The 13,268-nt window shown below is 71.4% G+C and carries 13 protein-coding genes; 7 read left to right on the top strand and 6 right to left on the bottom strand.

The window, feature by feature from the left end:
• Positions 1–184: 184 nt before the first annotated feature.
• Positions 185–1,078 (bottom strand): archaetidylserine decarboxylase, encoded by an 894-nt coding sequence (gene asd / locus DRV96_RS04775; RefSeq protein ID WP_119288345.1) that lies wholly within the window; start codon positions 1,076–1,078, stop codon positions 185–187.
• A 28-nt stretch (positions 1,079–1,106) separates the two neighbouring features.
• Between asd and DRV96_RS04780 the strand changes: the two genes are divergently transcribed.
• Positions 1,107–2,750 carry an aminotransferase class III-fold pyridoxal phosphate-dependent enzyme gene (locus DRV96_RS04780; RefSeq protein ID WP_119288347.1) on the top strand — a complete coding sequence of 548 codons (1,644 nt, stop codon included), beginning with the start codon at positions 1,107–1,109 and terminating at the stop codon, positions 2,748–2,750.
• Positions 2,751–2,777: 27 nt separating this feature from the next.
• Here the strand turns inward: DRV96_RS04780 and DRV96_RS04785 are convergent, their stop codons facing one another.
• Positions 2,778–3,389, bottom strand: coding sequence for a hypothetical protein (locus DRV96_RS04785; RefSeq protein ID WP_119288349.1), 612 nt, complete (start codon positions 3,387–3,389; stop codon positions 2,778–2,780).
• A gap of 179 nt (positions 3,390–3,568) precedes the next feature.
• On the opposite strand from DRV96_RS04785, the gene DRV96_RS04790 reads away from it, so the two are divergent.
• Both DRV96_RS04790 and ppk2 read left to right on the top strand, forming a co-directional pair.
• On the top strand, positions 3,569–4,813 hold the full coding sequence (locus DRV96_RS04790; RefSeq protein WP_235823286.1) for a glycosyltransferase family 4 protein: 1,245 nt from the start codon (positions 3,569–3,571) through the stop codon (positions 4,811–4,813).
• Positions 4,814–4,888: 75 nt separating this feature from the next.
• Entirely contained in the window at positions 4,889–5,818 is a 930-nt protein-coding gene (gene ppk2 / locus DRV96_RS04795; protein WP_119288352.1) for a polyphosphate kinase 2, read from the top strand.
• A gap of 24 nt (positions 5,819–5,842) precedes the next feature.
• Here ppk2 and DRV96_RS04800 read toward each other — a convergent pair whose 3' ends face one another.
• The 3 genes from DRV96_RS04800 to DRV96_RS04805 form a co-directional block, all read right to left on the bottom strand.
• Complete coding sequence (locus DRV96_RS04800) at positions 5,843–6,718, bottom strand: YVTN family beta-propeller repeat protein (protein ID WP_210756968.1); 876 nt, start codon at positions 6,716–6,718, stop codon at positions 5,843–5,845.
• Positions 6,719–6,721: 3 nt separating this feature from the next.
• Positions 6,722–7,072, bottom strand: a complete 351-nt coding sequence (locus tag DRV96_RS18350; RefSeq protein ID WP_210756969.1) for a beta-propeller fold lactonase family protein — start codon at positions 7,070–7,072, stop codon at positions 6,722–6,724.
• Positions 7,073–7,273: 201 nt separating this feature from the next.
• Positions 7,274–8,947 carry an electron transfer flavoprotein-ubiquinone oxidoreductase gene (locus DRV96_RS04805; protein ID WP_119288355.1) on the bottom strand — a complete coding sequence of 558 codons (1,674 nt, stop codon included), beginning with the start codon at positions 8,945–8,947 and terminating at the stop codon, positions 7,274–7,276.
• A gap of 130 nt (positions 8,948–9,077) precedes the next feature.
• On the opposite strand from DRV96_RS04805, the gene DRV96_RS04810 reads away from it, so the two are divergent.
• The 4 genes from DRV96_RS04810 (at position 9,078) to DRV96_RS04825 (ending at position 12,461) form a co-directional block, all read left to right on the top strand.
• Entirely contained in the window at positions 9,078–9,860 is a 783-nt protein-coding gene (locus tag DRV96_RS04810; protein ID WP_119288357.1) for an SDR family oxidoreductase, read from the top strand.
• A 115-nt stretch (positions 9,861–9,975) separates the two neighbouring features.
• Complete coding sequence (locus DRV96_RS04815) at positions 9,976–10,632, top strand: YceH family protein (protein WP_119288359.1); 657 nt, start codon at positions 9,976–9,978, stop codon at positions 10,630–10,632.
• Positions 10,633–10,635: 3 nt separating this feature from the next.
• Positions 10,636–11,055: an acyl-CoA thioesterase gene (locus tag DRV96_RS04820; protein ID WP_119288361.1), complete on the top strand. Its 420-nt coding sequence runs from the start codon at positions 10,636–10,638 to the stop codon at positions 11,053–11,055.
• A 149-nt stretch (positions 11,056–11,204) separates the two neighbouring features.
• On the top strand, positions 11,205–12,461 hold the full coding sequence (locus DRV96_RS04825; RefSeq protein WP_162910948.1) for an FAD-dependent oxidoreductase: 1,257 nt from the start codon (positions 11,205–11,207) through the stop codon (positions 12,459–12,461).
• A 10-nt stretch (positions 12,462–12,471) separates the two neighbouring features.
• Here DRV96_RS04825 and DRV96_RS04830 read toward each other — a convergent pair whose 3' ends face one another.
• Positions 12,472–13,140 (bottom strand): glutathione S-transferase, encoded by a 669-nt coding sequence (locus tag DRV96_RS04830; RefSeq protein WP_119288365.1) that lies wholly within the window; start codon positions 13,138–13,140, stop codon positions 12,472–12,474.
• Positions 13,141–13,268: the final 128 nt, after the last annotated feature.

Raw genomic sequence — 13,268 nt, forward strand, 5'->3', positions numbered from 1 at the left:
CGGCGAAGAAGGCGATCGCCAGCCGGTGGTTGTCAACGGTGAGGTGGCCGACCAGGCCATACGTCAGGGGCCGGGCGATGGCCGACGGCCGCCCGGCGCAAGTCCATAGCCCGACGAACTCGGCGCGCCGGGGTTCGGCGCGTCGTCCCGAAGGACGCTCATCGCAGTGCCCGCGCATGCCCGCTCAGGGCAGGCGCATCAGCGCCTGCCCCATGCGGATGCGCGTGCCCGGCGCGATGCCCGGTGCCAGCGTAAAGCCGCGCGGCGCGAAGACGAGGATCGTCGAGCCGTGCTCGAACCAGCCGAGTTCGTCGCCCTTGGCGAACGGCACGTCGCAGGCGATCTCGTTCGGGCCGCGGTACTTCAGGTGCAGCCGCACGTCGAGCGCGTGCAGGCGGATGCTGGCCACCAGGATCGCCGCCACCGGCACCAGCGTGACGACGTGGCCGCCGGCGATCGTCGTCTTCAGCAGCGCGCGCTCGTTGCGGCAGAACAGGCGCGGGATGCGCGCGAGCGCCGCGGGGTTGACGTTGAACACCTCGCCGCTGACGTAGGTCACGTGCTCGAGCCGCCCGTCGTGCGGTGCGTGGAAGCGGTGGTACATCGCCGACGTCAGCCGCAGCGTCGCCCAGGTGCCGTCGCGGTAGTGCGCTGCCAGCGGCGAGCCGGCGAACAGGTCGTCGAGCGTGTACGGCATGCCCTTGGCCTGGAACAGCTGGCCGTCGCGCACGGTGCCGCAGGCGCCGACGATCGCGTCGCACGGGCTCGCGAGCACGCGCGCGTCGGCGTCGACGGTGCGTGCACCGGGCTTGAGCGCCCGCGTGAAGCACGCGTGCAGGCTGCGAAAGCGCGTCTCGCGCGCGTCGCTCAAGTCCAGCTCGGTGAACTGGCGCCACACCGCGATCGACAGCCGCGCGAGCCACTCGCATTCGATGCGGCTGAACCAGCCGACGAGGTGCGTCAGCGCCGCGCGCGGCACGCGGTTGGTCAGCACGAAGTTCAGGCCCTCGTGCTGGAGCCAGCGGTCGCGCCGGCGTCGTGGCGCGCGCGCGTCGTCGAACGGGTGATTCACGGCCATGTCAAACGCCTCGGTTACCAATCGGGGGATGAACGAAACCCTTGCCCTCGCCCTCGGCGCCGGCGCGCTCGCGCTGCTGCCCAAAGTCAAGCGCCGCCTCGAGCTGTCGCGCGCCAAGCACCCGTCGCTGGCCGGCCATTCGAAGATGGCCAAGCGCGTCGCAGCGCTGATTCCCGGCTACGCGTACGACGAGCAGCGCTTCTTCGCCGCCGACGGCGCGCCGGGCGACGTCGTCGCGCGCCGCCGCGCCGGCTTCGAGCGGCTGGCCGCGCTGTACCGCGAGCGCTACCCCAAGTCGGTGGCGCTGACGACGCAGGCGCGCGAGGGCATCTCGGACCTGCAGTTCACCGGCGCGTACCGCGTGCCGTACCCGTTCAGCCGCTACCTGCGCGAACACCTGGCCGTGGGCGCGTTCGTCGAGTCGAGCGCCGGCGTGACCGTCACCGACCTCGACGGCAACGCCTTCTTCGACCTCACCGGCGCGTACGGCGTCAACGTGTTCGGCTACGACTTCTACAAGGAGTGCATCGCCGAGGGCAGCGCGCGCGTCGCCGCGCTCGGCCCCGTGCTCGGCAGCTACCACCCGGTCGTCGCCGACAACGTGCGCCGGCTGCGCGCGATCTCGGGGCTCGACGAGGTGTCGTTCCACATGTCGGGCACCGAGGCCGTGATGCAGGCCGTGCGCCTGGCGCGCTACCACACGCGGCGCACGCACCTCGTGCGCTTCGCCGGCGCGTACCACGGCTGGTGGGAAGACGTGCAGCCCGGCCCCGGCAACCCGGTCAACCCGCGCCACACCTACACGCTGGCCGAGATGGACGAGCGCACGCTGCACGTGCTGCGCACGCGGCGCGACATCGCGTGCGTGCTCGTCAACCCGCTGCAGGCGCTGCACCCGAACAGGCCGGCGCCAGGCGACTCGTCGCTCGTCGACGGCTCGCGCCGCGCCGGCTTCGACCGTGCCGCCTACACGCGCTGGCTGCAGCAGCTGCGCGAGGTCTGCAGCGAGCGTGGCATCGTGCTGATCTTCGACGAGGTGTTCGTCGGCTTTCGTCTCGCACCGGGCGGGGCGCAGGCGTACTTCGGCGTGAAGGCCGACCTCGTGACCTACGGCAAGACGCTCGGCGGCGGCCTGCCGGTGGGCGTCGTGTGCGGGCGACGCGAGCTGATGAAGCGCTTCCGCGACGAGCGGCCCGCCGACATCTGCTTCGCGCGCGGCACCTTCAACACGCACCCCTACGTGATGGGCGCGATGGCGGCCTTCCTCGACCGCCTCGAGCGCCCCGACGTGCGCGCGCTGTACGACGGTCTCGACGAGCGCTGGAACGCGCGTTGCGCGGCCTTCAACGCGCGCATGGCGGCCGAGGGACTGCCGCTGCGCGCGGCGAACCTGTCGACGATCTGGACGCTGTTCTACACGCAGCCGGGGCGCTACCACTGGATGATGCAGTTTTACCTGCGCGCGCAGGGGCTGGCGCTGAGCTGGGTCGGCACCGGGCGGCTGATCTTCAGCCTGAACTACGGTGATGCCGAGTTCGCGCAGGTGCTCGAGCGCGTCGTGGCCGCCGGCCGGCAGATGCAGGCCGACGGCTGGTGGTGGCACGACGCCGCGCTGACCGACAAGGCGATCAAGCGCAGCCTGCTGCGCGAGATGCTGGCGCAACGCTTCTGAGACGCTTCTCGGTGCGCCCCCGCGCGTTCAGCGCGCGGGGCGCCGGCCGTGTGCCGGGTCGATCAGTTGCCCGCGCAGCAGCTTCAGCGGCGCCTTGTGGTACAGCCAGATGTCGTGGAACGGGTCGGTGAGGATCTTCGTCGCCCACACCAGCCCCGTCGTCACGCCCTGCAGGAAGAACAGCTGCACGGTGCGGAACACGAGGCCGCCGGCGCCGAGCGCCAGCCACAGCCAGCCGACGTCGCGCGCATAGCCCCACAGGTCGGTGCTCGGCGCGATGAGGCCGAAGAAGCTGCGGTCGAACCAGAGCACGAGTGGCAGCAGCACCCAGATCGCCATCAGCACGACCTTGCGGCGCAGGTTGTAGCCGACCTTGATCTGTTCCTTGTACTCGTGCGTGGCCTCGTTGACGTGGTCGTAGCCCCGCGGCTCGAAGAAGAAGTGGCCGGCCTGGCGCGTCGTCATCGACACGCACCAGGCCAGCAGCGCCGCCAGCGGCGGATCGACGAACAGCAGGCCGTACGCGACGACGAACGAGATCGCCGACACGAGGTGCAGCGACTGGTTGATCGTGCTGTGGTGGTAGTAGCGGTGGTCGTCCCAGCGCTGGATCTCGAGCTGGCGCAGGAATTCGTTCATCGTCGGGTCTCCGTGGGTGGACGAGGCGGCAGCGCGACCTGCGCTGCGCGTGACGATGCTGCGGCGCGGGCGTGAAACCGCGATGACGCGCTCGCGACGCGGCGGCGTCGTTGCGTTGACGCCGCGACACGCGCGGCGGCGGTCATCGAACTGTCGCTTGCTGCAGCGACGATGCGCGCGTGACGCAACGCGACGACGCCGGCATCACGGTCGACGACCTGCCGACCGTGCGCCGCTCGCTGCGCGTGGCCGTCGTCACCGAGACCTACCCGCCCGAGGTCAATGGCGTCGCGGCGACGATCGCACCGATCGTCGAGGGCCTCGTGCAGCGCGGGCACGCGGTGCAGCTCGTGCGGCCGCGCCAGCACGCCGGCGACCGGCCCGACGACGACGCGCAGCGGCTGCACGAGGTGCTGCTGCGCGGGCTGCCGATCCCGCGCTACCCGCACCTGAAGATGGGGCTGCCGGCGCGGCGCGCACTCGGCGAGCGCTGGAGCCGCCAGCGCCCCGACGTCGTGCACATCGTCACCGAGGGGCCGCTCGGCTGGTCGGCGCTGCAGGCCGCGCAGCGGCTGCGGCTGCCGGTGGTGTCGGACTTCCGCACCAACTTCCACGCCTACAGCCGGCACTACGGCGTCGGCTGGCTGCACAAGCCCATCGTCGCGTACCTGCGCAAGTTCCACAACCGCACCGCGTGCACGATGGTGCCCACCGAGGCGCTCAAGCGCGAGCTCGAGGCCTACGGCTTCCAGCGCCTGGCGGTGGTCGCGCGCGGCGTCGACACGCGCCGCTTCGATCCCTCGCGCCGCAGCGACGCGCTGCGCCGGTCCTGGGGCTGCGCGCCGGGCGACCGCGTGCTGCTGTACGTCGGGCGGCTCGCGCCGGAGAAGAACCTTGAGCTGCTTCTGCGCTGCCACGCACAAATGGCCGCCGTCGACCCGCGGCTCAGGCTCGTGCTCGTCGGTGACGGGCCGTCGCGCGCCGACCTGCAGGCGCGCTGCCCGCAGGCCGTGTTCGCCGGCACGCAGTCGGGCGAGGCGCTCGCGGCGCACTACGCGTCGGGCGACCTGTTCGTCTTTCCGAGCCTGACCGAGACCTACGGCAACGTGACGCCCGAAGCGCTGGCCAGCGGGCTGGCGGTGCTCGCGTTCGACCACGCGGCAGCGGCGCAATTGATCCGCGACGGCGACAACGGCCTGCTCGCGCCGGCCGGCGACGAAGTGGCGTTCGTGCAGCGCGCGCTGCGGCTGGCGGCGTCGCCGGCGCTGGCGGGCGCGCTCGCACGGCGCGCGCGCGAGACGATGGTCGGCCACGGCTGGGAGCGCATCGTCGCGCAGGTCGAGTCGGTGCTGCTGGCAGCACTCGCGCAGCACGAGCCGCTGCCGTGGCGGCCGGTGCGCGTGCCGGTGCCCAGCGACGTCTGACGGCGCGCTGTCACAGCGCGGTCACAGACGGCCGCGACGCTGGCGGGTCGACCCCTTTGCGCCTGCGACACCGCCATGACCCGACCGACGCCGCTGCCCGACCTGTCCGACCTGCGCGAGCGCATCGAGCAGGAACTCCTCGACGGCTACGACGAGGAGCTCGAGATGGCGTACGAGGACCGCGACGTCGACGCCGACGGGCGCACCGTGGTCGACCGCAGCCCGCAGGCGCGCACCGCCCGGCAGACCTACTTCCGCGAGCTGTTCCGGCTGCAGGGCGAGCTCGTGAAGCTGCAGGACTGGGTCGCGCACACCAGGCACAAGATGGTCATCGTCTTCGAGGGGCGCGATGCGGCGGGCAAGGGCGGCGTCATCAAGCGCATCACGCAGCGGCTGAATCCGCGCGTGGCGCGCGTCGTCGCGCTGCCGGCGCCCAGCGACCGCGAGCGCACGCAGTGGTACTTCCAGCGCTACGTGCCGCACCTGCCCGCCGGCGGCGAGATCGTGCTGTTCGACCGCAGCTGGTACAACCGCGCCGGCGTCGAGCGCGTGATGGGCTTCTGCACCGAGGACGAGGTCGAGGAGTTCTTCCGCTCGGTGCCCGAGTTCGAGCGAATGCTGGTGCGCTCGGGCATCCAGCTCGTCAAGTACTGGTTCTCGATCAGCGACGAGGAGCAGCACCTGCGCTTCCTCGGCCGCATCCACGACCCGCTGAAGCAGTGGAAGCTCAGCCCGATGGACCTCGAGAGCCGCCGCCGCTGGGAGGACTACACCAAGGCCAAGGAGGCGATGCTCGAGCGCACCCACATCCCCGACGCGCCGTGGTGGATAGTGCCGGCGGTCGACAAGAAGCGCGCGCGGCTCAACTGCATCCACCACCTGCTGAGCCTGGTGCCCTACCACGAGGTCGAGCGCCCCGAGGTCGTGCTGCCGCCGCGCGAGCGGCACCCCGACTACATCCGCCACCCGGTGCCGCCCGAAATGATCGTGCCCGAGGTCTACTGACCCCGGGCACGCCCCGCGGGGGTGTCAGCGCGGCAGCTCCTCGAACACGCCGGTCCACACGTTGAGCACCTGCGCGCCGCCCGGCGCGTTACCGGTGGCGATCTCCTTGACGACGGTGAGGCTCGCCATGTCGATCTTGTGCAGGTTGCCGTCGCCGGCGTTCGACACGTAGCCGAAGCGCCCGTCGCGCGTGAACGCGACGTGGCCCATGCGGCCCTTGCCCACCGTCAGGTCCTTGACGAGGCGGAACGTCTTCGCGTCGATCACGCTGATCACGTTGTTGCCGTAATTCGTGACCACCGCGTAGCGGCCGTCGGGGGTGTTGTAGGTGTGGCCGATGCCGGTGCTGCCGGTGTCGACGCGCGCGACGACCTGCTTCGTGCGCGCATCGACGACGGCCACCGCGGTGCCCCTGAGGTCGTTGCCGGGGCCGCGGTTGAGCATGTAGAAGTGCCGCCCGTCCTGCGTGAAGTTGCCGTGGTGGCCCTCGATCGCCGCCTGCCCCGCGAGCGGCAGGTTCACGCGCGCGATCTGCGGCATGCCCGGCTGCGTCAGGTCGTAGACGAGCGCCGCCGGCGGCTCGGCCGTGCCACGGCCCTCGACGACGAGCCACAGTTCCTTGCCGTCGGGGCTCGGCACCGGGTAGTGCGGCTGCGAAGGTGTCGCGATCTTGCGCACCGACCAGTCGCGCGTGTCGATCACGAGCAGGTTCCGGTCGACACGGTCGACGGTGAACGCGTAGCGCGAGTCGACGCTCCAGCTGTTGTGCATCGACGTCACCGCGGTGGGCGACGCGGCACCGGCGACCGCGACCTCGACGTTCTTCGCGATCTCGTGCGTGCGCGTGTCGATGAAGGTCACACGCAGCTTGCCGCCGTCGAGTCCCCAGTGGTTGACCATCACTCAGCGCCCGTCGGGGCTGACCTGGGGGTGCTTCGGGCGGCTGCCGGTGGCGAGTTTCTTGACGACCTTGCGCTCCTTCAGGTCGAGCACGGTGACGGTGTTCTGGTTCAGCGCCTCGCCGCCGACGTAGACGTAGCGCCCGTCGGGCGTCGTCGAACCGAGGTTGCCGCCGGGCACCGTGTCGAGCGCGGCGACGACCTGATCGGTGCGCGGGTCGACGAGGTAGGCCTTGCCCAGTGTGTGCAGGTGCACGACGACGTCGGGCCACGTCGGCTTCGACGGCGCGGGGGCGAGGCCGGCGCAGCCGGCGAGCACGAGCGCAATCGCCGCGGTCAGGGTGCGGATCGCCATGGGATGGTCTCCTTCCACGGGCGGATGGTTGTTGTGGACACATCGCGGCGCACGCCGCCCCGCGCGCCGCACTTGGCGTCCATTGGAGCGGGGCGCCAAGCGCGCCGTCAAGGGTTCGTCTGGGGACCTTGCGCGGCGACGCCGCGGCGTGTGAACGGCCGGCGGCGCGCAGCCGGCGCGCCACTCATGGCTGCCGGGCCGTCACATCCCGGCGTAGTTCGGCCCGCCGCCGCCCTCGGGCGTGACCCAGACGATGTTCTGCGTAGGGTCCTTGATGTCGCAGGTCTTGCAGTGCACGCAGTTCTGCGCGTTGATCACGAGGCGGTCGCTGCCGTCGTCGTTCTTGACGAACTCGTAGACGCCGGCCGGGCAGTAGCGCGCCTCGGGGCCGGCGTACTTGTCGAGGTTCACCGCCACGGGCACCGACGCATCCTTCAGCGTCAGGTGCGCGGGCTGGTTCTCCTCGTGGTTGGTGTTGCTCAGGTACACCGAGCTCAGCCGGTCGAAGGTCAGCACGCCGTCGGGCTTCGGGTAGCGGATCGGCTCGCACGCGGCCGCGCCGCTCAGGCGCGCGTGGTCGGGCGTGTGGCGGTGGATCGTCCACGGCGGGCTCTTGATGCCGAGCCGCGGCAGCAGCCACTGCTCGACGCCGGTCATCACGGTGCCCACCAGGCGGCCCTTCTTGAACCACTGCTTGAAGTTGCGGCTCGCGTCGAGCTCCGCGTACAGCCAGCTCTTCGTGAAGGCCTCGGGGTAGGCGGCGAGTTCGTCACCGCTGCGCCCGGCGGCGATCGCCGCGGCCGCCGCCTCGGCGGCGAGCATGCCGCTCTTGATCGCGGCGTGGCTGCCCTTGATGCGCGACGCGTTGAGCGTGCCGGCGTCGCAGCCCACGAGCGCGCCGCCCGGGAACACGAGCTTGGGCAGGCTCAACAGACCGCCGGCGGTGATCGCGCGCGCGCCGTAGCCGATGCGCTTGCCGCCTTCGAGGTGCGCGCGGATCGCCGGGTGCGTCTTCCAGCGCTGCATCTCCTCGAACGGGCTCAGCCACGGGTTCTGGTAGTCGAGCCCGACGACGAGGCCGAGCGTGACGCGGTTGCCGTCGAGGTGGTAGAGGAAGCCGCCGCCGTAGGTGTTGTCGTCCAGCGGCCAGCCGGCGGTGTGCACGACGAGGCCCGGGCGGGCCTTCTCGGGCGGCACTTCCCACAGCTCCTTGATGCCGATGCCGTAGCTCTGCGGGTCGCGGCCCTCGTCGAGTGTGTAGCGTGCGATCAGCTGCTTGCCCAGGTGGCCGCGCGCGCCCTCGGCGAAGATCGTGTACTTGCCCAGCAGCTCCATGCCGAGCTGGAAGTTCTCGGTCGGCTCGCCGTCCTTGCCGATGCCGACGTTGCCGGTGGCCACGCCGCGCACGCGCCCGTCGTCGGTGTACAGCACCTCGGCGGCGGCGAAGCCGGGGAAGATCTCGACGCCCAGGGCCTCGGCCTGCTCGGCGAGCCACTTGACGACGGCGCCGAGGCTGATCACGTAGCAGCCCTCGTTGCGCATGCAGTCGGGGATCAGCGCGTGCGGCGTCGCGCTGGCGCGGTGTTCGCTCAGGATCAGCACCTCGTCGGCCGTCACCGGCTGGTTCAGCGGCGCGCCGCGCTCCTTCCAGTCGGGCAGCAGCTCGGTCAGTGCGCGCGGGTCCATCACCGCGCCCGACAGGATGTGCGCGCCGGGCTCGGAACCCTTCTCGAGCACGACGACCGACAGGTTCGCGTCGAGCTGCTTGAGCCGGATCGCGGTCGCGAGCCCGGCCGGCCCTGCGCCGACGACGACGACGTCGTACTGCATCGACTCGCGCGGGCCGAACTGCTCGAGGATCTGCTGCGGCGTCATGGAACGGGTCTCCTGGACTGGCGAGCCGCGCATTCTACGGGGCCAGCGGACAAAATCGAACGGTCGTGCTATTTCGCCGTGTCGCGTCACGACCGCGTGCTATCGTCGCCGCGACGAATCGGGAGGGATCATGAGTTACCAGATCGACCTGTCGGGCCGCGTGGCCCTGGTCACCGGCGCGTCCAGCGGACTGGGCGCGCAGTTCGCGCGCACCTTGGCACGTGCCGGCGCCGGCGTCGTGCTCGCGGCGCGCCGCATCGAGCGGCTGAAGACGCTGCGCGCCGAGATCGAGGCCGCCGGCGGCGACGCGCACGTCGTCGCGCTCGACGTGACCGACCCCGACAGCATCAAGGCGGCCGTGGCGCACGCCGAGACCGAGATGGGCACGCTCGACATCCTGGTCAACAACTCGGGCGTCAGCACGACGCAACGGCTCGTCGACGTGACGCCCGACGACTACGACCACGTGATGGACACCAACACGCGCGGCGCGTTCTTCGTCGCGCAGGAGGTCGGCAAGCGCATGATCGCGCGCAGCCGCGGCGCCGCGCCCGGCACCTTCACCGGCGGGCGCATCGTCAACATCGCGTCTATGGCGGGGCTGCGCGTGCTCGGGCAGATCGGCGTGTACTGCATGAGCAAGGCCGCGGTGATCCACATGACGCGCGCGATGGCGCTCGAGTGGGGACGCTACGGCATCAACGTCAACGCGATCTGCCCCGGCTACATCGATACCGAGATCAACCACCACCACTGGCAGACCGAGGCCGGGCAGAAGCTCATCCAGATGCTGCCGCGCAAGCGTGTCGGCCAGCCGCAGGACCTCGACGCGGTGCTGATGATGCTGTGCGCCAACGAGAGCCACTTCGTCAACGGCGCGGTCATCGCGGCCGACGACGGCTTCGGCGTGTGATGGGGTCCCCCCCGAAGCGCCTGCGGCGCCTCCCCCCAGGGGGCGCCTCCAGCGGACCGGCGAAGCCGGATCCGCGGCGGCCGCTCGACGGGCGGCGTCGCCGGCGGGAGCGCATGTGCGTGCGCTGACGCCGCTCGAGGCGCGCGTGCTCGGCGTGCTCGTCGAGAAGGAGGCCACCGTCCCCGACACCTACCCGCTGAGCCTGAACGCGCTGGTGGCCGGCTGCAACCAGAAGACGGCGCGCGAGCCGGTGATCGCGGCGACCGATGCCGAGGTGCTCGCCGCCATCGACGGGCTGAAGGATCTGAGCCTCGTCGTCGAGGTCAGCGGCAGCCGTGTCGTGCGCTTCGAGCACAACGCGCCGCGCGTGCTCGGCGTGCCCGGCGCCGCGGTCGCGCTGCTCGCGGTGCTGATGCTGCGCGGCCCGCAGACCGCGGCCGAACTGCGCCTGAACGCCGAGCGGCTGCACCGCTTCGCCGACATCTCGTCGGTCGAGGCCTTCCTCGACGAGCTCGCCGCGAAGGACCCGCCGCGCGTCGTGCGGCTGCCCAAGGCGCCGGGCGAGCGCGAGCACCGCTGGGCGCACCTGCTGTGTGGCGACGTGAGCGTGCCCGCTGCGGCCGCGCCGGGCGACGCCGGCGTCGGCGCCGGCGAGCTCGCGGCATTGAAGGCCGAGCAGGCGCGTCTGGCGCGCGAGGTGGCCGACCTGCGGGCGCTCGTGCAGCGGCTCGCGCGCGAGCTCGGCATCGACCCCGACACGACGACGACCTGAACGATGCGATTCGAGCTGCCCGAACACAAGAAGCTGACGCACCAGACGGTGATCCCGATCCGCTGGGGCGACATGGACGCGATGGGCCACGTCAACAACACGGTCTACTTCCGCTACATGGAGATCGTGCGCATCGAGTGGCTGCACGCGCTCGGCGGCGCGCCCGACCCGCAGGGCACCGGGCCGGTGATCGTCAACGCGTTCTGCAACTTCCACAAGCAGCTCGAGTACCCCGGCGACGTGCTCGCGAAGCATTACGTCGCCAAGCCCGGGCGCAGCAGCTTCGAGACCTACATCACCCTCGAGCGCACCGACGAGCCGGGCGTCATCTACGCCAGCGGCGGTGCGAAGACGGTGTGGGTCGACTTCCCGGCGGGCAAGTCGGTGCCGCTGCCCGACTGGCTGCGCGCCGTGATCGCCTGAGCAGGCTTGACCGCGCTCAAGGCCGCCAAATCCGACGAGGGTTTGCGCTGATGCGCCGGTCGTGACCTGTCGCCCACGATACCTACACTGGTAGCGGTGTGATGCGCCGCGGTGCCGGCGTGGCACGGGCTTCTTTGACAGGAGGGGACATGGGACAGTTTTCGTCGTCGCGGCGCGCGCTGGTGCGCCTCGGGGTGGCTGGCGTCGGCGCCTGGGTGGCCGGCTGCGCTGTCGTGCCGCAGCCGGCCAAGCCGCGCGTGGTCGTCGTCGGCGGCGGCTGGGGCGGGCTCGGTGCGGCGCGCACGCTGGCCGAAGGCGGCCAGGTCGCGGTGACGCTGATCGAGCCGAACGACGCCTTCATGTCGTGTCCGCTGAGCGTGCACTACGTCGCCGGCTTCACGGCGGCGAGCGACTACCAGCGCAGCTACGCCAACGTCGATCGCGCCGGCATCCGGCGCGTGCGCGCGCGCGTGACCGAGATCGACCGCGCCGGGTCGGTCGTCGTCGCCGGTGGCGAGCGTCACCCGTACGACTTCCTCGTGCTGTCGCCCGGCGTCGAATACATCGAAGAAGCGGTGCAGGGCTACGCCGCGGCGCGCGAGCAGCTGCCGGTGGGGTTCCGCGCGTTCGAGCAGCAGGCGGTGCGCCGGCAGGTCGACGCGTTCCTCGAGCGCGGCGGCGAGTTCGTCATCACGGTGCCGAAGCCGCCGTACCGCTGCCCGCCGGCGCCGTACGAGCGTGCGTTCCTGATCGCCGAGCAGATGAAGCGGCGCGGCACCAAGGGCAAGATCGTCGTCGTCGACGCGAACCCGAACCCGATGCCGCCGCCGATCGCCGCGCCGATCGTCAACGCGATGAAGAGCGTCTATTCGCGCGAGATCGAGTACGTGACCAACACCGAGGTCAGCGCGGTCGACATCGGACGGCGCGTGCTCGTGACGCCGACCGGCGACGTCAGGTTCACTGCCGCCAACATGGTGCTGCCGATGCGCGCGCCGGCGCTGATCCGGCAGGCCGGTCTCGGCGAGCGCTGGGCCGCGGTCAGGCTGCCGAGCTTCCAGAGCCAGGCCGACGAGAAGATCTACATCGTCGGCGACGCGCAGGGCACGCCGCTGCCCAAGAGCGGGCACGTCGCGTTCGGCGCCGGCAAGCAGGTCGCGCACGACATCGAGCGCCGCGTCGCCGGCCAGCCCGCGCCGGCCGCCAGCGGCGCGGTCACGCTGCCGGCCGGCATCTGCTGGGCTGCGGTCACGCACAACGAGGCGATCATGATCAACGTGGCCGCCAGCGTCGAGCCGGGCCAGGCGCCCAAGCTCAGCTTCCAGGTCGACCCGAAGCACAGCCTCGCGTCGGGTCAGGGCGCGCAGCAGTGGGGCGAGTCGATGTGGAACCAGATGCTCGGCTGAGTGCAGCGCGTCAGTCGGCGAACGCGTACGGCCCGCCGCGTTCGAGCGCGCGGCGGTACGCCGGGCGCGCATGGATGCGCGCGAGCCAGTCCTGCAGCTGCGGGTAGCGCGCGTCGAGCCCGGCGCGCTGCGCGGCGGCCTCGAGCGGGAAGCTCATCATCACGTCGGCGGCGCTGAAGTCCTGGCCCGCGAACCACGGCCGCTGCTTCAGCTCGGCGTCGATGAACGCGAGCTGGCGCTCGACGTTGGGCATCACGAAGCTGGCGAGCACCTTGTCGGCGATCGCGCGCGCGATCGGCCGGGCGAAGAACGGCATCGGCGCGGCCTTGATGCGGTCGAACACGAGCTTCATCAGCAGCGGCGGCATCGCGCTGCCCTCGGCGAAGTGCAGCCAGTACGTGTAGCGCCTCGCCTCGGGGGTGCGCGGCGGCGGGCGCAGCTGCGGGGCGTAGGTGTCGACGAGGTGCTCGACGATCGCCCCGGTCTCGGCCACCGTCAGCGCACCGTCGGTGATCACCGGGCTCTTGCCCAGCGGGTGCACCTGAGCGAGCTCGGGCGGCGCGTAGCTCGTCGTCGGGTCGCGCCGGTAGGCCTTGACCTCGTACGGCACGCCGATCTCCTCGAGCAGCCACAGCACGCGCTGCGAGCGCGAGTGCTCGAGATGGTGGACGGTGATCATCGGGTGGCCTCCGTGGGTTTCGACGTGGCACGCATCCGCTGGCGCCGGCCCGGCAGGCGGCCGACGCGGATCCGGCTTCGCCGCTCCGCCTTCGGCGCCCCCTGGAGGGGGAGCTGCCGAAGGCGCTT

Source organism: Azohydromonas sediminis, assembly GCF_003574675.1.
Classification (GTDB): Bacteria; Pseudomonadota; Gammaproteobacteria; order Burkholderiales; family Burkholderiaceae_C; genus Calidifontimicrobium; species Calidifontimicrobium sediminis.